Annotated in this window: 18 protein-coding genes; 14 read left to right on the forward strand and 4 right to left on the reverse strand. The window is 35.1% G+C overall.

Annotated features, from left to right (window positions below; translation table 11 throughout):
• Positions 1–6: 6 nt before the first annotated feature.
• The 7 genes from C0Z22_RS00390 to C0Z22_RS00420 all read left to right on the forward strand — a co-directional run bounded on the left by C0Z22_RS00390 (position 7) and on the right by C0Z22_RS00420 (position 11360).
• Positions 7–4998, forward strand: coding sequence for a fibronectin type III domain-containing protein (locus C0Z22_RS00390; RefSeq protein WP_103216347.1), 4992 nt, complete (start codon positions 7–9; stop codon positions 4996–4998).
• 162 nt (positions 4999–5160) lie between these two features.
• Positions 5161–6585: a hypothetical protein gene (locus C0Z22_RS00395; protein ID WP_146037735.1), complete on the forward strand. Its 1425-nt coding sequence runs from the start codon at positions 5161–5163 to the stop codon at positions 6583–6585.
• An 11-nt stretch (positions 6586–6596) separates the two neighbouring features.
• The gene (locus C0Z22_RS00400) at positions 6597–7139 is read left to right on the forward strand and encodes a hypothetical protein (RefSeq protein WP_103216349.1); all 543 of its coding nucleotides are present in this window, start codon (positions 6597–6599) and stop codon (positions 7137–7139) included.
• Positions 7126–8019, forward strand: coding sequence for a hypothetical protein (locus tag C0Z22_RS00405; protein WP_103216350.1), 894 nt, complete (start codon positions 7126–7128; stop codon positions 8017–8019). The genes C0Z22_RS00400 and C0Z22_RS00405 overlap by 14 nt, the downstream gene beginning before the upstream one ends.
• Positions 8009–8629 (forward strand): hypothetical protein, encoded by a 621-nt coding sequence (locus C0Z22_RS00410; RefSeq protein ID WP_103216351.1) that lies wholly within the window; start codon positions 8009–8011, stop codon positions 8627–8629. The genes C0Z22_RS00405 and C0Z22_RS00410 overlap by 11 nt, the downstream gene beginning before the upstream one ends.
• Positions 8630–8640: 11 nt before the next feature.
• On the forward strand, positions 8641–9237 hold the full coding sequence (locus C0Z22_RS00415) for a lipopolysaccharide assembly protein LapB (protein WP_103216352.1): 597 nt from the start codon (positions 8641–8643) through the stop codon (positions 9235–9237).
• Entirely contained in the window at positions 9237–11360 is a 2124-nt protein-coding gene (locus tag C0Z22_RS00420) for a hypothetical protein (protein WP_103216353.1), read from the forward strand. Before C0Z22_RS00415 ends, C0Z22_RS00420 begins: the two co-directional genes overlap by 1 nt.
• A gap of 33 nt (positions 11361–11393) precedes the next feature.
• Here C0Z22_RS00420 and C0Z22_RS00425 read toward each other — a convergent pair whose 3' ends face one another.
• Positions 11394–12536 carry an acyl-CoA dehydrogenase family protein gene (locus tag C0Z22_RS00425; RefSeq protein ID WP_103216354.1) on the reverse strand — a complete coding sequence of 381 codons (1143 nt, stop codon included), beginning with the start codon at positions 12534–12536 and terminating at the stop codon, positions 11394–11396.
• A 181-nt stretch (positions 12537–12717) separates the two neighbouring features.
• Between C0Z22_RS00425 and C0Z22_RS00430 the strand changes: the two genes are divergently transcribed.
• Together C0Z22_RS00430 and C0Z22_RS00435 are read left to right on the forward strand one after the other, a co-directional pair.
• Positions 12718–14445, forward strand: a complete 1728-nt coding sequence (locus C0Z22_RS00430) for a hypothetical protein (protein ID WP_103216355.1) — start codon at positions 12718–12720, stop codon at positions 14443–14445.
• Positions 14446–14447: 2 nt separating this feature from the next.
• Entirely contained in the window at positions 14448–14825 is a 378-nt protein-coding gene (locus C0Z22_RS00435; RefSeq protein WP_103216356.1) for a hypothetical protein, read from the forward strand.
• On the opposite strand, the gene C0Z22_RS00440 is transcribed toward C0Z22_RS00435, so the two are convergent.
• Positions 14815–15645 carry an endonuclease/exonuclease/phosphatase family protein gene (locus C0Z22_RS00440; protein ID WP_103216357.1) on the reverse strand — a complete coding sequence of 277 codons (831 nt, stop codon included), beginning with the start codon at positions 15643–15645 and terminating at the stop codon, positions 14815–14817. The genes C0Z22_RS00435 and C0Z22_RS00440 overlap by 11 nt on opposite strands.
• Positions 15646–15760: 115 nt before the next feature.
• On the reverse strand, positions 15761–16597 hold the full coding sequence (locus C0Z22_RS00445; protein WP_158246751.1) for an endonuclease/exonuclease/phosphatase family protein: 837 nt from the start codon (positions 16595–16597) through the stop codon (positions 15761–15763).
• A gap of 150 nt (positions 16598–16747) precedes the next feature.
• Here C0Z22_RS00445 and rlmN point away from each other — a divergent pair, with 150 nt between their 5' ends.
• Positions 16748–17812 (forward strand): 23S rRNA (adenine(2503)-C(2))-methyltransferase RlmN, encoded by a 1065-nt coding sequence (gene rlmN / locus C0Z22_RS00450; protein WP_103216359.1) that lies wholly within the window; start codon positions 16748–16750, stop codon positions 17810–17812.
• A gap of 2 nt (positions 17813–17814) precedes the next feature.
• Here rlmN and C0Z22_RS00455 read toward each other — a convergent pair whose 3' ends face one another.
• Positions 17815–18084 (reverse strand): hypothetical protein, encoded by a 270-nt coding sequence (locus tag C0Z22_RS00455; RefSeq protein ID WP_146037736.1) that lies wholly within the window; start codon positions 18082–18084, stop codon positions 17815–17817.
• 158 nt (positions 18085–18242) lie between these two features.
• On the opposite strand from C0Z22_RS00455, the gene sppA reads away from it, so the two are divergent.
• The 4 genes from sppA to C0Z22_RS00475 are packed head-to-tail and all read left to right on the forward strand — an operon-like array spanning position 18243 to position 21673.
• Positions 18243–19190, forward strand: coding sequence for a signal peptide peptidase SppA (sppA, locus tag C0Z22_RS00460; protein ID WP_103216361.1), 948 nt, complete (start codon positions 18243–18245; stop codon positions 19188–19190).
• A 10-nt stretch (positions 19191–19200) separates the two neighbouring features.
• On the forward strand, positions 19201–20430 hold the full coding sequence (locus C0Z22_RS00465) for a hypothetical protein (RefSeq protein WP_103216362.1): 1230 nt from the start codon (positions 19201–19203) through the stop codon (positions 20428–20430).
• On the forward strand, positions 20430–20819 hold the full coding sequence (locus C0Z22_RS00470; protein ID WP_103216363.1) for an SH3 domain-containing protein: 390 nt from the start codon (positions 20430–20432) through the stop codon (positions 20817–20819). The genes C0Z22_RS00465 and C0Z22_RS00470 overlap by 1 nt, the downstream gene beginning before the upstream one ends.
• Positions 20819–21673, forward strand: a complete 855-nt coding sequence (locus tag C0Z22_RS00475; RefSeq protein ID WP_103216364.1) for a hypothetical protein — start codon at positions 20819–20821, stop codon at positions 21671–21673. Before C0Z22_RS00470 ends, C0Z22_RS00475 begins: the two co-directional genes overlap by 1 nt.
• The last annotated feature ends 1 nt before the right edge of the window (position 21674 follow it).

Raw genomic sequence — 21674 nt, forward strand, 5'->3', positions numbered from 1 at the left:
GAATAAATGAAGAAGTACGTTTGGTTGATCTTATTCTTTATAACAATTATCTCGTGTACTCCGGTGGAGAAGGCAGATGAGACAGCTGAAATTTTAAATGATGGTGTTGACGGTACGGTTGAATTATCAGTCGTTGGAGATCTTGATAGAGGAGAGTTCCTACTTGGCGGACTCGGTGACGAAATTCTTATAAGAGTTAAGAATAATACTGGTTATAATTTAAGTGATGCTCAATTACTTATAGATCAAACCTCATCTGCTGGAGTTAAATTCTTTCCTGACGAAGCAGGGGAATCAGAAAGTCCAGGCTTTGGTGGAGATTGTGGTCTCGTTATTGCTTCTAAAGCAACTTGTTATTATAAGCTAAGATATGAAGCTCGTACTTCAGGTATTCACACGCAAGATCTTCAATTTAACTACAAAACTCTAATCGATAATTTTTCGAAGTCAACTCAGTTAAAGTTCTTAACAGGAACTCCAGCATCATTAGTCTTTGAAGAGGAGACGATTAATTATTCATTCGGTGTTGTTGAAAGAACAGAGCCAAAAGTATTCTCCCAAAGACTTGTTGTCGTAAACACGGGAGAATTAAGGGCCCGTAATATCACAATGACAAAGCTTGATAACACGACTTCAAATGCTATCAGTATTGTTTCAAATACATGTGGAACTGTACTCTTACAAAATGAAACTTGTGAACTTCTTGTTGAATTTGAGGCAAAGAATTATGGTGTTGGTGCACCTGATGGCAATGTTGATGTTGATTACAATTCAAATATTAGATTTGACTATGGCCGTGACCCTGAGGGTGGTGTTAATGCCCTTAACGTTTACTTTGATGCTAAGTCAATTCGAATTGAAGGTGATATTCAAATCGGTGGTCTTCCTAACTTAAGTTTTGATGATCTTGTTGTAGGGAATATCGATACTCAAACATTAAAAGTATCAAATAAGGGATATAAAGAGGCGATTGTTCTAAGTATTGACGTAAGAAATGCTGCAAATACGCTCGTTGCACGTTGTTTAAGAGACGAAAGTACTGGTGGCGATAATCTCGTATGTCGCGATCCTTCAGGAGATTTAACGAGTAGTGCAAGTGATCTTCCACTGACAACAATTCCTTTTAAATTCTTCGATTCAAGTAAGTGTTTTATTGATGTAAATGATTTTAACTATATTCGTGGTGAAGATGGTCGAATTACAAATACAGCATTAAAGCAAGTTGCTGGTAGAACGATTGCTGATCCAGGTGGGTCTTGTTTCTTTAATGTTACTTTTCATCCTAGTGTGCAGTTTGAAGCTGATGGTAATTTTAATAACTACCGCTTTAATGTTCGCTATGATTCAACATGGAAAGATAATGTCGTTATTAAAAATGACTTAGATGCTGACGAAAATAATTATATTGTTGAGGATGCTAATTACTTAGCTGCGGCTAAATTAAGCTTTAATGTAATTGAGTATAAGAATACAACATATACTAATACAGATACCGCTGATAACGATCTATTTGATTATGACTTAGGTCGAATCTCTCTAATTGCAAATTCAAATTATAAGGAAAGACTTAGAATCAGAGTGAATAATAGTGGATCAACTTCTGGTGAGGTAGTAAGTATTACAGACGGAGCTCAACCTACTGCTAATGTTATTACAGAAACAAGTTATAATATTAATAACTATTACCAAAACGTGAAAAACTCTGGGTGTGACTACCTAAATCCATATAATGGGCAATGTGATATCTTATTTGATCTAAATCCAATTGTATCAACAAATCCAGATAGTACAGCGGCTGAGAATGAAGAAAACTCAGCAATGTACGATGTACTAGAAGCTTATCCAAATCGTTACAAAATTTTCAGAATCAAATACAAAGATGGGACAACTTATAATGATGATATGTCTCCCCGCACTGATCGTGAAATTGAAATGAAGATGCGTGGCCTTCTCGTTAGAAAAGGATTCCTCTCTTATTCTGATTTTACAATGACAGAAGGGATTACAACTCCTCCTGTTACAGCTAATGAAACACGTTACTTCCATTTAAAATTAGAAAATGTTGGTACAGGTGGTATTACATACATTAATTTGAACACTCCTCTAGTTTTTCCAGGGACTTTCTTTTGGGCCCCTGATGCAAGTACACCTTTATTTGGAGGTGAAATTGTTAATAACCCAAGCTCTGCACTTGTGGCAGGTGTTGATAAGGATTGCTATGACGTTATGGACTTTGGTGGCGCGATGGGGCCAGTATCAACTTCACCAGGGACAAATGCACCTTCACTTCTTGCTCCTGGAGAGGTTTGTAGTTTAACAATTGAATTGGAAAAGCTTTCAAATGATAAAAGAGAAGATAGCTATTACACTACGAACGACCGCAGGTGGCAACGTCACTTTTCTGCGCCTTTAAATGGATCACATGCGCTAAGAGAATATAGTAGTGGAATGATGGTTCAAGATTTCTTCAATTTTGGATATTTCGATGGAGATGGGATTGCGGATGCCGGTACTGGATACACTCCTGAATTAGATGGGCACGGTGGATACTATATGACTCAAGATTATCCTGTTGCTATAAACTCAAGAAGATCAGCAGCACTTGTACCAGAAGGGGCGCAACCGATGATTAGTGCGGTTTTATGGCGTCAACAAGTAAATATCCCTTCTCATTCTCCTTTGGCCGGAGAATGGGGACAAAGTTTTGGAAGTTACACAATTCCAGCTATGTATCGAGATCTTGCAAAAGGTACTGCTGTAGAGCCTATTACTTATGCACCTACAAAGTCTGTTAATAGAATTGCTCCGTATCGTGATACAACTTATGACTATGTTTATTATGCAGGAACTTTTTATGCTGGAGATATAGTAACATTACCATTTCAACTTTATAATGCTGGAGAAAAACAAGCTTCTTCATTATCTCAAATGTTAAATGGTGACAGTGAATTCTCTGTTACGTCAATGCCTGGGAATGTTGGACAAGCATCTTTGGCAAATATTGAACTAGGATTTGCTCCTACTGTACAAGGAACATTTCAGACTGAATTAGAAATTCAATATAGAGATGGATCTCAAACTCTTACTAATCGTGATACTTATGCTTACACATATAATATTAAGTCTCTACGTATTCTAGTTGTTGCAGAAGCAGTAGCTGCAAATACAGGAAGACTTTCTATGAAGTCTCAAAAGTATACTGTTGAATATGATGAGCTGACTAATTCACATACTGAAACCCTAGATGTCACTGAAACAACTCATAACCTTGAAATGAATGGCTATGATGTTGCAACAACCGTAGGGGTGGAAGCCGTTAGAGGTTCAAATGTTTATGCAAAAACTCGTCTCGTTTTCACAAACGAAGGAACTACAACAGTTAATAATGTGAAATTTAACTTAAAGACATCTCTTCTTGGGGCCATCCATGATAATAATGGTGCAGGTGTGGGATATTCTCTTGAGTCAGTAAATTGTGGAGCAACCTTAGCTCCTGGAGCATCTTGTTTTGCAGATGTTAAGCATAAGGCCAGTATTGCTGAGTTACCTTTGACTACTCGCTACGGTATTCTCTCTTATGATATTGGTACAGATCAGTACTATGCAGAATCGTTTAGAATTCAATTTACTGCAGTTGATCCGGCCAAAGTTGCGGCAGGGAATTTAATTACAAATAATATTAGTGACGGATCAGGTGGAACAATTCCTAATGCTTACTTTATTGATATTGGAACTTATGCGAATCCTGCGCACCCGATTCTTTCTTCTTATCCAAGTGGATCACTGATTAAGAATATTAATCTTAATAATCCAAGTGATGAGAAAGCAAGTTTCTTGAAAGAGTATAGAGAGTATGTTGGTAATCAAAGTGCGACAATTCCTGCAGGCGACTTTCATACAGTCTATAACCAAGGCTTCATTCAGGTTGAGTTAAATCGACCTTGTTTCTTTGGTGATGATGAAGGGGGAGGTCTTCCAGAGGAAGAGTGGGGTTTCAATGTCAATACGACTAGTACTTGTACGATGAGAGTAACATTCACGTTCGATGAAACATACCTTGGTGAATACGTCGATGAAAGTCAAAACTATGCTATTTTAAAATACTACGATAGTAAGAGGGCATCAGTTTCGACACTGCCGATTTATGTAAAAGGTTTTATTGAACCAAACCGTTCAAATGCAATGACAAATGAAATCTTTAATGTTGAAACAGATGATACAGGAAGAGTTTATTTAGAATGGGTTGATTTTTCACCAATCAATAATGACTGGGGACCAATTATCTCTTATCGCGTTTACTATAGTGAGTTTGAAAGTAGTTTAAATGATTTATATAACTCAACTGGTTTAACTTTTGTTGAAACTGCAGGTGTTACACCGAATGTTGAAATCACAGGACTGCTACAAAATAGATTTTATTATTTAAGAGTTGTTGCTGTTAGAGAAACTTCATCAGGTAAACAATATCTTTCTATGCCTAATGGATTTACGACGAAAGAAGTAGTCATACCTAACGAGACTGCAATTTATGATTACTCGAGAAGATTAATTATAGATAAATTTGCTCTTCCTGAAGGATCTGGTTCTCCTACTTTTATTACAAAATCAGAGGCCATTGAAAATTGTGAGGGATCAACTCGCACAATTAGAAAAGAGGGTGGTAACAGAACTAGAGCAAAAGAGCTTATTGACTTAAATGACTATTACTTAATTAATGCTGACGATACTAATAGTGATTATCCTTTCTTTGCATTCCCACACTGGTTGGCCGACGCACCAGAGGATATTGCACCATTATTTCCTGGCTTTAGTTGTGATTTAACAAATATGCACAATGAAGCTGATAGCATTATGTTTATTAAGAGCTGTGATAATTGTACTTGTAATAGTTTGTCTAAGATTGTTGGTGGGGAAGACTTTCCACTAGATACAATTATTTATGCTTATGATGACTTTAGTGGTGCAGCTAGATGTCGTGTTTCTCAAGATGATTTTTAAAAAAAGAGGGAAGTATTATCCACAATGAATTAGTTGGGTAATACAAACCCTCTTTTTAGTTTAATTCTTAACAAAATCTTCATAAAAAACTCAATAAAATCAGATGGTTTAAGAGAATTTTGCCCTGTATTAATTGATATTTTATTAATTTAGAATATATAGGTGATGAACTCGTTTTACATTTATATTCTAACATTTCTCTTATCATCTCTTTCATTCGCAAAGGATGGAAACACTGTAACAGCCGATGTTAAGGCAGCTTCAGTGACGACTGTTCAAGATGAAGAGATTACTCCATACATGATGATTCGAGTAGTTCAGGCAAAGGGAATAGAAAGGCAAGACCTTTCACTTATTCGTAAGTCAGCAATGGAAATCGTTCTAGGAACATCTTCATTTGAAATTTTAATGGGGGATAGTGCTGAGGCCATCTATCAAAATACATTCTCTCTAGATATTTCAACGAAAAGAGAACGTGAAAACTCTTATGTTTTAAATTTTAAAATTCAAGATATCCAAAATGGAAAGATTGTTACAGAAGTTTCAAAGAATAACGTTCCAAGAAAGAGATTTCACTTAGAAGTAAGAAAACTATTGTATGAACTATTCTACGGAGATGGGTCTTCAAACTTACGTCCTTCAAAAGAAACTCCAGAGAAAAAGAAAATAAAGAAGAAATTAAATTCTGATATAGTTTCTGCAATTAACTCACAAAGAAATTCACAAGTTGTAAATGCTAATGCCGTTAGTATTTTTTCAGTTGAAGAGTCTGCAGCTGTTGAAGAAATTATTGTTGGTGCCGATGTAAAGAAGCTAAAAAACAAAAAATTAGAGAAAAAGAAAAAGAAAAAAGAAGATAAGGTTAAAATTAGTGAGTTTAAATCACCAGATCTAGACTTAAGAATGAATGTAAAACCAGAAAAAGTAGAACCTTCTACTCTTACTCTTGTACCAGATAGCTTTTATGCGATTGGATATCTTAAAGAGACAACTTTAGCATCTAACACTCTAAGTACAAATGAAACAGTAGATACAAGAACAAATCTTACGAGTATTAATTTAACATATCTAAGTAATTACAAAGTAGAAGAGTGGCAAGAATACTTTTCTATTGGTGGTGCTTTTTCAAATATTCTTAGTGAAAATCCTTATGGGATATCTCCTCGTATGTCTGTTTTTGGAGCATATAACAAACTTCTTATAGGAGATTCTTTCTTTGCTTCAGTTGATGCTGAATATGAGCGTATTAGTTTTGCCAATATTAAAGATAGAGGAGCCGGGGTTTCTGGTTTTGCCAATAATGTCTTTTGGTTTGGATTTGGATTTAAGTACATTAGCGAGCATTTCGCCAAAAAAACTGTTATCGAAGGCTTTTATAAAAAGGCATTAATTGGATCTTCTGATTTAAGTACAAATGGAGACTCTGCACCACTTGATGGTGATAAATATGTTCTCGATTTTTCAGTTAATTTATATAAGAAATTTGGTCTTGGTGGATATGTTGAAATTGTAAATCTTGCATCTGCAGCATCATCGGCATTCGATACATCTCATCAAATATTTGGCGTAAGGCTAGTTTATAATTAGGAATAATGATTATGGATTTTAAGGAAAAAATTGAAAGCCTATTCTCTAATGCATCTCCAGAAGTGAGACCAACGCATGAGGAAACACTAATTTATTTTGGTGATAACCAAAGGCAACAAGTTAAAGATTTTTCAATTTTTAGTAAGTCGTTTAGAGATCAATGTGTAAAGGCTCTTAAGATTAAAAATGTGGAAGTTAAAATTCTACAAAATAGTTTAGAGAAAGAACTGATTAATGCTTATCTCGTTCAAAAGCTACTAGTCGAAGAAATGAAGCTACTAAAGAGAGTTGTTGGTGATATTGGAGCTGTAAAGCTTTACGTGACACCAAGTTTTATGACTATACAACTTTGTAATATTGGTAATGTTCGTACGTCTGTGGCGAATATGCAAAGGGATATCTTTGGCCGTCGTGGATTCTCTAATCTTGTTGCAATTAGACTTACACGAAGTGGGAAGAAAACTAATCTAGTTTTAAAAGTAAAATATAAGAATATTGATGAAAAAGATTTTCTACAGTTTAGAAATCGCGAGGTAATGAATGAAGTTCTTTGATGTGGCAGACAATACAAATCATAAGGTTGATTTAGAAAAAACAGCTAAGAAGACTAAGGTTTTTAAAAATCTTCCAGGTATTGCTTTAGTAGTTATTGATGAAAATGACCAAGTTATCAAAGTGAATTCTGAATTTAGAAAGATGTTTAATAACGTTAATCTAAAAGGTGGGAATTGGGACGATTTCTTCAAAAAAACTTTTCGCAAAGAGAAGGGATTAGCAGATACAAGTAATCTTTTTAAGAACTGTAATGATATTTTAAATGACTATATCATCCATACTTCAATGGAGCAGTCGACTGGTTATCGTTATGGTTGGATCTATAAGATTCCTGTTGATGTAATGAATAAGATCTCACTTAAAAGAACAGCTCTAATGGAGTCAAAGAAGCTTGATGCTTATAATTTCATTGAAGATGAAGTTTTTGGAAAAAGATTAAACTGGATTAACAATAATCTAACACTAAATGATTTTCAATATGCGGATGATTGTCTTCTATATGCAAATACAAATGAAGCTAAAATGCTTTTAAAAGATTTTGTTGAGCTACTTTATGGGGTGCTTAATCTAAAAACTGAAGATACAAAATGTTCGGTTGAGTTTAGTCGTGGGAAGAATGGACTTCAGTTAACTGGTGTTTTTACAAATTTCAATTTCTCAGACGGTGACTTTCAAGCAAATGTAAGTTGGCATGGTCGAAAGATGAGATTAAACGATATTTGCAAGGTGATGGAATCTCGTCTTCCTGATCTTTATACATCAATTTATGTGAAAAACTTTAGAGCTGATCATCAATCAAAACTCAAAATCACATTAAATGTAAACGATATCGATGGTGTTCGATGGCATGTTTCAAAAGGAACAGTGAGTGACATTTAAGAAACTATTGATACTTACTCTCTTAAGTACAAGTATCTTTGCAAATGAAAAGTTCTTTAATTCTGCAAGTATATCACTGGGAATGATGAACTATTCGGTAACACCAAATGAGAGTACTTTACAGAATACTGACGGTAGTTCAACTGGTGGGGAAAGTGCAGATGCTGCTGCAGCTGCTGTTTCTGCAATTTCTATTCAAGTGAATTGGGAATTTAAGTCAGAATTAAAAAAGAGTTACTACATTAGTGGAGTTCTTCCAATGATGTCGGCGGAAGGAACAGGTGTTTACTCAACGACGATTGGAATGAACTGGTACTTTGGTGATATTGGAACTAAGTACACTTATACAAGTAATGGACAGAATCTAACGATTACACCGACTAGTAAGTACTATTGGGGTGCTTTTGTTGGTCCTGGTTATGTTATTTACAATACCGAATCTGCTAAATACTCAGATATTTTCTTTGATTTGGGAGTTAACCTTGGTGGCGGATGGCGCTGGGGGAAGAATAGAACAATTAAAGCTGAAGCGGCAGTTAGTCGTGCAACTGGAATTAAAACAACTGGAATTAAAATGGGGGTATTTGTAGGTATTAGCCAATATCTATAAATAATTTTTTAATGAAGTACTTATTATTACTACTACTATCTACATCTGTATTTGCTGCTAAGTTTAATGTTAAGTCTGATCCTAGTGATTGTGATGTCTATGTTATTGATAAAAATGGAAAAAGAGTTTCTCTTGGGAAAACTCCTTATGAAACTGATGTCGAAACAATGCAAACCAATTATGGAGCAAATGGTCCAGTACAAATTGAAGTATTCAAGCCAGGCTTCGAGCCTTACAGTTTGTCAGTTCCAATGCTTGCGAAATCAGATATTGATATTAGTGCTAATTTAAAAGTTGAAAAAGATATCGAACTAGCACAAGACTTCGATTTCCTAGTAGGTGATTTATTTGACGTACTAAGGCTTATGAGAGGTAAGAACTTCGACCTAGCTTTTGCAAAATTAGAAAAGCTAGAAGCAAAATTTCCTCATTTTTCAATTATTCACGAAATGAAGGGCTCTATTTCTTATATGAAGAAAGACTTTAAAAACTCTCTTGCTTTTTATCGTAAAGCATTTGGGATTAATCCAAAGAATAGAGAAGCCTATAAAATGAAGATTTACTTAGAAAAGAAATTTAATGTTTCTAAGAATGAAGGAGGTAAATAATGAAGAAGTTAGCTTTTATCTCATTACTATTACTTTCTTCTGCAGCAATTTCAAATCCGAAGATGAATGTTTTACCAAGTCTTGAGTGGCAAAAGAATGAACTAGAAATGAAGGTTCACGATAAGTTACAAAGAGGTACCGGAGTTATTCTGGGCCATGAACATTTTTTCGTTGATGTAGAAATTGTAACGAATACACCTGAAACTCCAAATTTTAGTATTCCACTCAATCCCGCTCCTCAAGGAAGCAATGGTGGAGTAAACGGGAAAGATGGAAATACTCTTGATATGTCTGATGATGCTGAAATGGCAAAGTCTGATGAAGAGAAGAAAACAAAATCTGATGCTGAAATCAAGTTTACAAATGATGTTCCTGAAACAGACTACGGAGAGAGTATTGTATTTTCTCGCCTTGGTATGGAGGCACCTCTTATTGATGATTTCAACGATTTCTCTCCTTCAGGAAAAATCCTTCTAACGATGGGGGATAGCTCTAAAGATAAAATGAATCAAATGAAAGAAGATTTCTCTAAAGAGAAAGAGAAACTTGTTGAGCAAATTAAAAAGCTAAAAGACGCTACTAAGGCAAAGCCTAGTATGATCGAACAGATGTGGAAGTATAATACTTCAATAGATATTTTTAAAAATATCTCTGAAATTAATATTTCAGTACGTCTTCCAAATGATATTGCTATGGACGAAAGAGTTAGAATTGAAGGTCTTATCAAGTCTATTAAACTTGGTGTGAATGATATTACTCCTAACTTTAAATTTTCTTACACTATTAATGTTCCTCAAAAAGAAGATGTCATTTCTAAAGGTGACTTCTTAAAAGCATTAAGTAGTGTTTCAAATATCATTGCAATCGTCCTTGGTGTGTTACTTATTGGATTTGTTGGTAACCGTCTAATTTCAAGATTCTTTGAATTAAATAGTGCTTCACAAGCTGGTGGTAATTTTACTATGCAAAGTGACAAGTCTGAATCTGATGATGAGTCAGGTGCGGGCGAGATGATCTCTGCCGGTGGTGGTAGTGGAGATGGCCTTGCAGGTGTTCACTCTCTTAATGGTATCGAGAGATTTAAAGTTTTTGCTAATAATACACCACAAGAAGCTATCCTTCTTGTGAAAAAATGGATTGCTCAAGATTCTAAAAGTGGACATGCTGCTCTTAGAGCACTTGTACAACAAATTGATAATAGTGCACTAGCAGATGTTTTCAAGATGTTAAGTGAGCCAGAAAAAGCAACGTGGAGAGACTTACTAAATAAGCCTCTTACTGCAAATGAGCTTTCTATTGCAAATGACTTTATTAGTAACCAAATCGTACAAAGTGTAATCCTACCTTCAGTTATTGAAGATCCTAACACTTACGATTTATTACTAAAGCTTAATGCTGATATGATCAATCAGATCTATGAAAAAGATCCATATATTGTTTCACTTGTACTTAATGCTTTAAGTGAGAGTTTTATCGCTGAAGTTCTTTCTAGTTGTGAACCAGAAACTGTTGATCAGATTTTAATGTCTTCAGTAATTATTCAAGAGAGTGAGGTTAGGGATAACCAGGCTCGTATTAAAGAAGTTCTTTCACAATATGTTGAATCGAAGTCAAAGCTACCATTTGTTGAGAAGCTTTATGATATTCTTCCAAATGTTTCTTCTGCTGTTGAAAGAAGTATTTTCAATACACTTAAGCAGAATATTAATGTTGAAGAGTTCACTCAACTTAGCCAGAAGAACTTTCCTTCCGAGCTAGTACGAGAGTTACCGACAAAGTTCTTAAAAGAGTCTCTAGCTACTTATGATCTAGGGAAGAAGGTTTCACTTCTTTTTGCAATGGATGAGAATGAGAGAATGTATTATCTTGATCTTTTTGCTCCTGATGGAACGAAGGCCCGTGATCTAATGCAGATTGAATTTGAATCTGTTGAACGTGATGAGATGAGAAAGAGTAAAATCCTTGCTGGTAGAGATGATAGCTGGCGTGATTTTGTTAAGTTTGTTCGTACACGTATTACTAAAGAGAAAGATGAAAAGACAGAGATTGAAAATCTCGTCCATACTTGGGCCCTTGATTTATATGGTTCAGGTGAAACACAAACTGAATTAAAAGTAGCATAAAAAAAGCAGCTCTTAGAGCTGCTTTTTTATTATTTACATTCTTGCTTGTGCTAGAAGATTTTTGGCAATAATCATAATCATTACCTCATTTGTTCCCGCTCCGATTTCGTTAAGCTTATTATCTCTCATCATACGCTCTACCGGGAATTCTCTTGAATAACCATATCCACCGTGAAGTTGGATCGCATCAAGTGCAATTTTAGTTGCCATCTTTGGAATAGCTAATTTTACTTGTGCAGCAACTACTGGACCTTTTTCTCCTTGATCGTAACGGTAAGCTACGTTGTATAGGAAGTTTCTCATCATCTCAGTTTCAGTTGCCATTTCCGCAATCATTTTTTGGATCATTTGGTACTCACCAATAGTTTTTCCAAATTGTGATCTTTCGTTTGCATATTTAATACACTGATCAACACAAGCTTGTGCGATACCAAGAGAGATACCAGCGATTGTGATTCTTTCGATCTCAAGGTTTTTCATCATGTGGTAAATTGAATCACCTTCGTTGCCAACAAGTTGCTCTAGACCTACTTTAGCGTTGTCAAAGATTAGCTCACCTGTAGGCGATGCACGCATACCCATCTTGTGAATTGGGCTTCCAAAGTCAAAGTGACCTTTGTCTTTTTCAAGAATGAATGTTGAAAGATTTTTTCTCTCTTTACCTGTTCTTGTGTATACGTAAGCAATATCTGCATATTGTGCATTTGTGATCCACATCTTCGTTCCATTTAGAAGGTAGTGGTCATCTTTTTTCTCAGCTTTTGTTTGAATACCTACAGCATCTGATCCATATTCTGGTTCAGACATACCCATACAACCGATATGCTCACCAGTGATTAGTTTTGGAAGGTATTTTTCTTTTTGTTCTTTAGACGCGTTATTTTCAATATTATTAACACAAAGGATAGAGTGGGCAAGGTAAGAAAGAGTTGAAGAAGCACATGCTTTTCCAAATTCTTCCATAACGATAGTTGCGGCAAGTGCACCCATTCCAGCACCACCATATTCAGGATCAGCAGTTATTCCAAGAACTCCGATTTCACCCATTTTTTTGAAAGCATCCATATTGAAACTTTCTTCAGTATCATGCTTTTCTGCAACAGGAGCTAGTTCTTGTCTTGCAAAGTCACGACACATTTTTTGGATTTGTTTTTCTTCCTCTGTGAAATACCACATATATATGATCCCCTCTGTCTATTTTAATCAAAATAACTTACCGTGTCTTACATCCTATGGCAATAATCCCAAAGATGTTTTTAGACAATATCCAATATTTAGGCTTAAGATAAAAATTGTAAGTCCTTGAAATTGTCAAAGTGTTTTACATGACCTACAATTTTTTTTAAGGAGTCGATTGATGCTTACAACACCTGTAGTCAAGGATGAGGACACGGTATTTCCAGGAGAGAATTGGTTTTTCTACTGGAAAACTTCAGCTTCTCTTTGGAAATCTAAAATTGAACAAACGTCTTTAACGGACAAGATTATCGTACCGATTAATTGGAGCTTCCATACTGATACGGGGGATAAGATTGATTTTGCAAAGCAAAAGCCCGAGACGGACTTCAAGCGCCTTTATGATATTTGCAAAGAGCTAGATAAGGAAATTATCTTTCTTTTACCTGTTTCACCAGTACCTTATTTACCAAATGGTGGAATTCCATATCTTTTAGCAAGAACAGCTAGCTGTGATCAATATGGCCTTAATCGCGCAAGTGCTGATAGTGACGGAACAATCCATAACTTTTATAGCTTCTATGATCCACGTGTTTATAAGGGATTTACTCGCTTTTGTTCTGAGCTAAACTCATATTTTCAAGAAAGTGGAATTAATGCTCCTTTATGGGGTGCTAATTGTGGTCATTATTCTCATGGACACTTTCATTCTTATATTTTTGATCGCTCAATCGCATTCCAAAGTGGATTTAGTCGTTTTGTGGAAATGAAGAAGGCGGAACTTAAGCTTGAGAAAATAACTGCTGAACAAGAGCATGAGTTTATTATTGAATATAATGAAACAATCTCTCATATCTATATTGATATCGTTAAGCATTCTTTAGACAAGAACTGGCAAGGTGTTAAGAACTTTTCCTTCTTAGAAGGATCGATGAATTCAATTGAAAACCGAATGCTTGATCAAGTAAGTGATACGAAGATTATTGATGATGCCCTTAAGAGTTTGGACAATGGAATTCTTCCTTCATCAATTCTTCTTCCAAATCGAAATAAGAATGGGATCTATTCTGATTTAAAGAAACAAGTCATTAATTCTTCTCGTTTGGACGAATTCTATAACGATAAGACGATACTTTCAGATAATGAATTTATTTTTAAAACTTCAAATGCGGTTAATATCTTTCATAATGTGAAAGACTTTAAGAGCAAAGAGATCATTGCATTTTCTGGCTTTATTGATTTTTGTAAAAGTCAATTTAGTTGGAATTATAGCTATAGCGATATAAATGAGTTCCACTGGGAAGATTTTGTTGAAAGCCCATTTCAATTTTTCTACTTCAATGGAAAAGAAATCAACGCTGAACTTTTAGGTAAAGTGTTGAAACTCTTCATGAGCGGTGGAAAAGTACTTATTGATATCGCATACCTTGAAAAGAATTTAAGAAGAAGACTGGAGTCATTCTACTTAGAAAATGAATTAAGTGTTGAAAAGATTCGCTTTCTAACTGAGATCAATACTGTCACAATGGGTGAGGGAAGACTTCTTATTTTTAATTCAAATGACTTTCAAGAATGTAGTGATGATGAGTTAAATACATTTTGGTCAAAAGTTACAAAGAGCATAGGTTATGTTGGATGTGATATTTCTCAAAGTGGTGAAGTTAGATACAAGTGGCAGGAGAGGGCGGTTGCGTCTTCAGACCTTAAGTATGATAAGGTAAAGCGCATCAGCTTTTTTAATCCTTCAAGTTATAAACAGAAACTTAATATTAAATATCCATCGGAATACGTTTTCCAAAAAATGATCGATCAAAATCATGTTGAGATTAATAATACTCCACATGAGATCGAGCTAAGCTTTATGCCTAAGGGAAGTATTTCATTAGATTTTGGGATAATTTCGGAGTAGAGATGGGTGGAAGTGATAAAGTTTTATATGTAAGTTATGTCTATAGTGAAGAGCACAGTCTTTTCTTTATCCGATCAATATTTACTGCAAAGTCATCAATTGATTTTAATGAAGTTGAGCTTGGTCCCCGTATGGAAATTACTTCTGATGGCTACTTAAGTGGTTTCTTCGATGAAGAGGAGCTTACGAAATTTGCTTATGATTTAAGTGATCGACTAAAGCAAGACAAGGTTTGTCTTATTTCCCCAGAGTGTTTCAACAAAGTATTAGAAGTTACTAAGAAAATTGGTGGGCTATTGGAAGCATTCATTGAACATGGCAATGTCTTAGAAAATCCAGAAAGAACAAAGAAAGGATTCCTATCGAGTTTTATTCGATAGGAATTCTGAAACTTGCTTGTAAAGGCTTATGATCTGAGCCTTCTACATCTCCGCGAACCTTAGCGCTAATTAGCTCAAGGTCGCGATACCATATATAATCAAGTTTATTACCAAGCCATTTCATACGATCATCTTCACCAGTATATTTAACTTCCTGAAAGCCTTCACTGCTTAGAATATTTCTCATCATTTTTATTTTAGATTTAGAGTTGGTATTGAAGTCACCGGCAAAGACGACTGGACCGTTTGTTGTTCTAATGTAATTAACGACTTGATTGATTTGTTTTTTTAAAGACTTCTTTTTTACAAAATTAATAGCGTGAATATTGATAAAAGTAATACTCCTACCGTCTTCAAGTTTATACTGACTTGCAAGAGATAGTTTTGGTGTGCGAATAAATGGTTCTCTCACTTTACTTCGTAGAGGAGTTATCTGAATCGTTGGATATTTAGAAATATTAGTTACACCAGTATTGTGCTTACCCCAACTAATAAATGAAGTTGCAAGAATAATCTCTTCATCTTCCGGATTAAAGAGACGCTCTTTCATTTTTCCTTTAAAGCTAAATTCTTGTCCTAGAAGAATATCACTTTCATTCATTAATTCTTCAAAGTCTATTTGCCAACTATCTTTCTTGCCTTTATACATATTCCAAACCGTCAGTTTGAATTCATTAGGAAATGGGCAATCATGACAAGAAAGTCCTTGTTTAACTTGAATGATTTTATCTTCGCTTGGTATTTTGTGTACGAGCTTTTCTTGGGCAAGTGATGGAGTTGCAAATAAAGCAACGGCTAAGCTTATCATAAGCTTTTTCATAACAAATCCTTTTGTTTGAATATACTTAATCTTAATTATCTATAAGTGAGCACAAATGTGCAAAGAAATGCAGCTGAATTTTTCTTTTTATCAGCTAAACTGTCAAAGCTAATACTTAATCAATTAGCTCGAACTCTGCCTGCATAGGTTTGTGATCGGAGCCTTCGATTTCACCAAGAACTCTTGCTTCAATAAGATTTAGCCCTCGATACCAAATATGATCAAGAGGTTGTCCTAGAAAAGTCATGCGATCATCTCTGCCAGTATATCGGGCCTGTTTGAAGCCTTCTTTCTTAAATAACATATTCATTATGAGAGTTTTTGTCGGAGCATTTGTGTTGAAATCTCCTGCAAATATAACTGGTCCTGCATTATCTTTAATTGCACTAAGAAGTGTTGCAATTTGAATTGTGAAAGGTTGGATTCCCACAAAGTTAAGAGCATGGATATTTATAAATGTAATGATTTGTCCATTATCAGCAGGGTATTTTGAAATTAGCGCTAGTTTTGGTGTATTAACTATAGGCTCACGGTCGCTACTTTGAAAGGCTTGTTTACTTACGGCCTTTACTGTTGAGCTTGTAAAAACTCCAGTTGCTTGTCCATTCGTATCATAAAATGAAGTTGCCAAAATATTTTCGCGATTAGCATTAGATAAGACGTCCTTCATTTCACCTTGAAGTAAGAACTCCTGTCCAAGGATGATTTCACTCTCACTAGCTAATTTTAAATAATCTGCTGACCAAGAATCTTCTTTACCTTTATACATATTCCAAATGGTGACTGTAAATTTAGAGGGCATTTTACAATCGAAACAGTTAAGAGAGCCTTTTGTTGAAAGTATTTTATTTTTTGCCGGAACTTTATAAATCAGGTTGGCCATATTATTTCCGGCCAGGGCATGGCCTTGAAGTAGAAGTAGGGAAGTTATTAATAGGCTAATTTTTTTCATCTCAGTTCCTATCTGTCCTGATGTCATCAGATTTTGTTGTATTTCAACCTTAATAGACCAAAGAATAGGCTAAATAGCAAAAATTCTACAGAGGAGCTTGTAATATTTAGTCCCTGACCATATAAATGTCACCTAATATTGGAGAATCATATGCAAAAGCAGCTTTTTTACTCGCTTTCACCTAAGTCTTTGAAATCATTCCTCGTTGAGAATGGTCAGAAGGCTTTTGTAGCAAATCAAATTCTTCAATGGGTCTATGAAAAACACGAATATAATCCTGAGGGATGGTCAAATATTTCTAAGAATCTTAAAGAGCTCTTAGAGGAAAACTTTGATTTTACACTTCCTAAAATTGTTTGGAATGGACTATCAAAAGATGGAACGAGAAAGTTTCTTGTGGCCATGAGAGATGGGAAAACTGTTGAAACAGTTATGATCCCAGCTCGTTCAAATCGCAAGACACTTTGTGTATCATCACAAGTTGGTTGTGCTATTGGTTGTACATTTTGTCATACTGGTACAATGGGACTTATGCGCCACCTTGAAGCAGGGGAGATCATTGGACAATTCCTTGCCGTAACTAAGTTCCTAAGAGAAAACGTTGGACCTGAAGAAAGACTTTCAAATGTTGTATTCATGGGTCAAGGAGAGCCTCTTCATAACTTTGAACAAGTAAAGGCCGCAACAGAGCTTATGGTTGATGAAAAGGCATTAGGTCTTTCTCAAAGACGAGTGACGATCTCAACATCGGGACTAGTACCGGCTATCAAGAAATTAGAAGAGTTTCCACCTGTTAATATCGCAATCTCACTTCATGCAGCTCACAATGAAATTCGTACAGAACTTATGCCAATCAATAAGGCGTATGATCTCGATAGACTTCTAACGGCCATTAAAGAGATTCCTCTTAAGGCCCATCGTTATATTACATATGAGTATCTTTTAATCGATCAATATAATGATCGTGCCGAAGATGTCGATGCACTTTTAAAGCTACTCCCTAAGAAAGTATCAAAAGTGAATTTGATTCCTTTCAATGAGTATCCCGAGTCTAACTTTAAGCGCCCGAGTGTAAGTCGTATCAATTGGTTTAAAAATCAACTCGATAATGGTGGAATCACGACGACAATTCGTACGACAAAGGGGAGTGATATCTTAGCTGCCTGCGGCCAGCTTAAGAGTGAGCTTGAAAAAGATCTAAATCTTTGGAAGTAAGATTACTTCTTATTCTCGTAATCCCAATACTTAACTTTTGTATTCTTTGAAGATGGAAGACGCTTTGACTTCTCTGATTTAGAGTCATCTTCCACTTGATAAGAGTCTTCCCAAGATTCTTGACTCTTATGGTGAACTACTTTCTTTTTGAATGAAATTGGCTTTTGCGCTTCTTGATAAAATGCGGGTGTTTCATACTTCTCAGCAAATACAATGCTAGACTGAATTACTAGAGTAATTATGGCAATTGTCTTAATGCTGAAACCTTTCATATATCCCTCACTTCGCATTTGCGGTTTGATTCCTATACCTTTTCGGATAGGGACAAATTTACTTTAATCGGCAAGTTTGTAACTTGTTAAAAAGTTTACGAAATCCAATATTTTTGGGAAGATAGAGGGGTAGGATTTATAAGCTCAGGGAGGATGCTTTGTCGAAATCAAAATCAAAAGATCGTGCGGTCATAGGCCTTATGGCAATGGTTGCAGTTTTCTTTGTCGTATTAATTTTATTTTCCGCTTATACGGTAACAATTTTCAAAGGAAATAATGATCTTGCTTCGTCGAGTAAGAAGTCTAAGGATAAGATTGCTCTGATTGAGGTAGAAGGTGTCATCATGGACGCGAAGAAGACTATTCAACTTCTTCATCGTGCAGAAGCTGATGAATCGGTAAAGGGAATTATCCTAAGAGTTAACTCACCGGGTGGAGCTGTTGCACCTACTCAAGAAATCTATCAAGAAATTTTAAGAATTAGAGGAGCGGGAAGTTACGCTGAAGTAACAAAGAATCCAAAGCCAATCTATGCTTCTTTCTCTTCGATTGCTGCAAGTGGTGGTTACTATATTGGTGCGGCAACAGAGAAGATTTGTTCATCACCAGGAACTCTTACTGGTTCAATTGGTGTGATCATGCAATTTGTTGACCTTTCTGAATTATATAAATTCGCCATGGTTAACCCACAAACAATTAAGGCCGGACGCTACAAAGATATTGGTCAACCAAATCGCTCAATGACAAAGGAAGAAAGAGCTCTTATGACTGAGATGACTCTTGATGTTCATAAGCAATTTAAAGACGATGTAGCAGCACAGCGTAGTGAAAGAATCACAGTAGAAATAGATGAGGTTGCTCAAGGTCAAGTTTTCTCAGGTGCACAAGCTAAGAAGCTTGGACTTGTCGATGATCTTGTTGGACTTTGGCCATGTGCTCGCCAACTTCATGCAAAACTTGAACTAGAAGGGGACTTAAACCTTTCAGAAATGAAGATTAAAAAGAAAGCTAATTTCTTTTCAATTTTAGAAGATTTAGAAGATGTTAAAGGGGCCGTTAAAAACTTTGTTAAGGCTAACAGCTCGACAACATTAATGTACAAATAATAGAGGCATAATGCATATATACTTAAATTGGCTACAAGATCATATCCTAGCAGTTGTAGCATTCGTATTTACACTTATTCTGATCTATCACTATTTTAGTGAGAAGGACACAGGTGTAAAACTATCGAAAAGATATCGTAACTCGATTTTTGAAGCCCAATCAAAAGTATTCCTAAATGCAACTCAGTACTTAATTTCTGGAAATCGCGACCTTGCGATTAAAGAGTTTCTAAGTGCAGTCGATATTAATAGAGAAACAATAGATACTTATTTTGCACTTGGTGGTCTATTTAGAAGTAATGGTGAAATTGAAAAAGCTATCAGTATTCACCGCTCACTTATTGCCAGAGATAATATTTCCGAATCTCATCGTATTCGTGCCCTAAAGGAATTAGCAATTGATTTTGATAAGGGTGGTTTTGTTGATAAGGCCATCGAAACTTATAAAGATGTCTTAAAAATTAACCGCGATGAATATGATGTAATCCAATCTCTTTGCCGTATCTATGAAGATATTGGGGACTGGGACCAAGCTTATAATTACCGCATAATGCTTTCAAAAGTAGGGCATGAGAATCAATCAGAAACGATTTCACATATTCTAGTTCAAAAGGCCAAGAAGTTCTTTGAAAATGGGCAACTATCAAAAGCTATTGAGGATTTAGAAGATGGTTTTCGCTTTGCTCCTTCTGTTTCAGCAAAGATTTTAAAACTTAGAATTCTTCTTCATGAAGGAAATATAGATGAGGCGAAGTTTTATCTTGTTGAGCTATTAAAAGAGCAACCAATGTATGCTTCATTTGCATTTGAATCACTTGAAGAAGGTTTTAAGGGAAGTGAAGAGGAAAAAGAGAAATACTTTAAAAGATTGAATTTACTGATTGAATACTTTTTAGAAATGAATGATGAAGAATTACTTTCTAATGAATCTATCATTCTTACTAAAATCAGACTTTATAAACAACAAAGTAAACTACATAAAGCATACGAGTTGCTAAGTGAGTGGGATAAGAAATCAAATGCAACTTCACAAGCTTTAAAATCAGAATATATTAAAATTTTAATTGAGCTTGGAAAGAAGGAAGAAGCCGTAACTCAGACAAAGGATCTTCTGGAAAATATGCACCAAACTCTTACGAAGCACTACTGTCGTGAATGTGGATACAACTCAGATGAAATTTTCTGGCGTTGTCCTCAATGTCACGAATGGGAAACAATTCAATTTAGATGGAAAGTTTAATGAGAATATTTGTAGTATTTTTTCTTCTTCTACCGGCCTTTGCTCAAACTAAGGCTCAGTCTACTAGTGAGCAGAAGAAGACGATTTACTACGTGCAGTCAGTTTATTCTCAACTGCATCAAAACCCATCAAAGTTCTCACGAGTACTTTCTACATTTGAGTGTGGACAACCTTTTTATGTATTAAGTTCACCAATCTCAGAGTTCTATCAAGTAGAGTATTCGAATTATAAAGGCTTTATGAGTACTAATGTTTTGGCGCAGACAAAACCAAGTAGCTGCTGGCAAGATATGTATCGACGATTTTTTGATCAAATTGATATCGGTGTTACTGAAATACATTACTGGGGAAGGCTTCAAGACCTTCTTATTAAAGGGGAGAGTAAGTAATGAAATACTTCTTATCATTTCTCCTTTTATTTAACATAAATGCACAAGATAACCTTCCTGTTGAAAATGAATTTGTGAATTTTAATAAAATTCAAAAAGTTCTAAAAAAAGACGGGCTTGAAAAAGCTGCAAAAGAGAAGGCCAAGCAAGCAAAGAAAAAGCAAGTTGATGTCGATGCTCAAAAGAAAGCCTTTTATAATACACCTGCTGGAAAAGATTTTTGGCATATCATGACACAATATTGGTTAGTAAAAAATGTTGGTGTCCTTAAATGGGATTTCCATAAGCCGGATTTTGGTGTTCGTGAATATTATGCAAAGTTTCTCAAGGAAGTAGGCTATTTTGGTATTAAGTTTGATATTTTATATTTAAACTCACCTAATGTGACACACTTTGGTTTTCCTCTATCAACTAATCACTATTTATTTGTTATTAGTGTCCCTTTTATTAGGGCAATGGATTTATCGAAACTACAAATATCTCTATTACTATTTGAGGATTTACTTAGATTAGAGGATCAACAATTTATTAAAAAATTTGATGATGAAACACTATTGAAATTAATGAATAATAATTTTTATAAGAAGCAATTTCCAAAAGAAGAATTTCATAAGGTTTTGGCTCGATTCAGTGATATTGTTTTTAACACTGGTTTTACTTTCAAAGATCAGTTCAAGACAACTAAGAAAATGGATATTATTTTAAAAAATAATCCAAAGTATTGGAAAAACTATTATCACTTATTAGAGAAAATCGATTCTTTAACAAAAGGGAATTTACTTTATAAGAATTATTCAAAGATTTATCCAGCGCCTGAGCTGCAATTGAATTGGATAAACCCAACGACGAATTAGT

The organism is Halobacteriovorax sp. DA5, from assembly GCF_002903145.1.
GTDB lineage: Bacteria > Bdellovibrionota > Bacteriovoracia > Bacteriovoracales > Bacteriovoracaceae > Halobacteriovorax_A.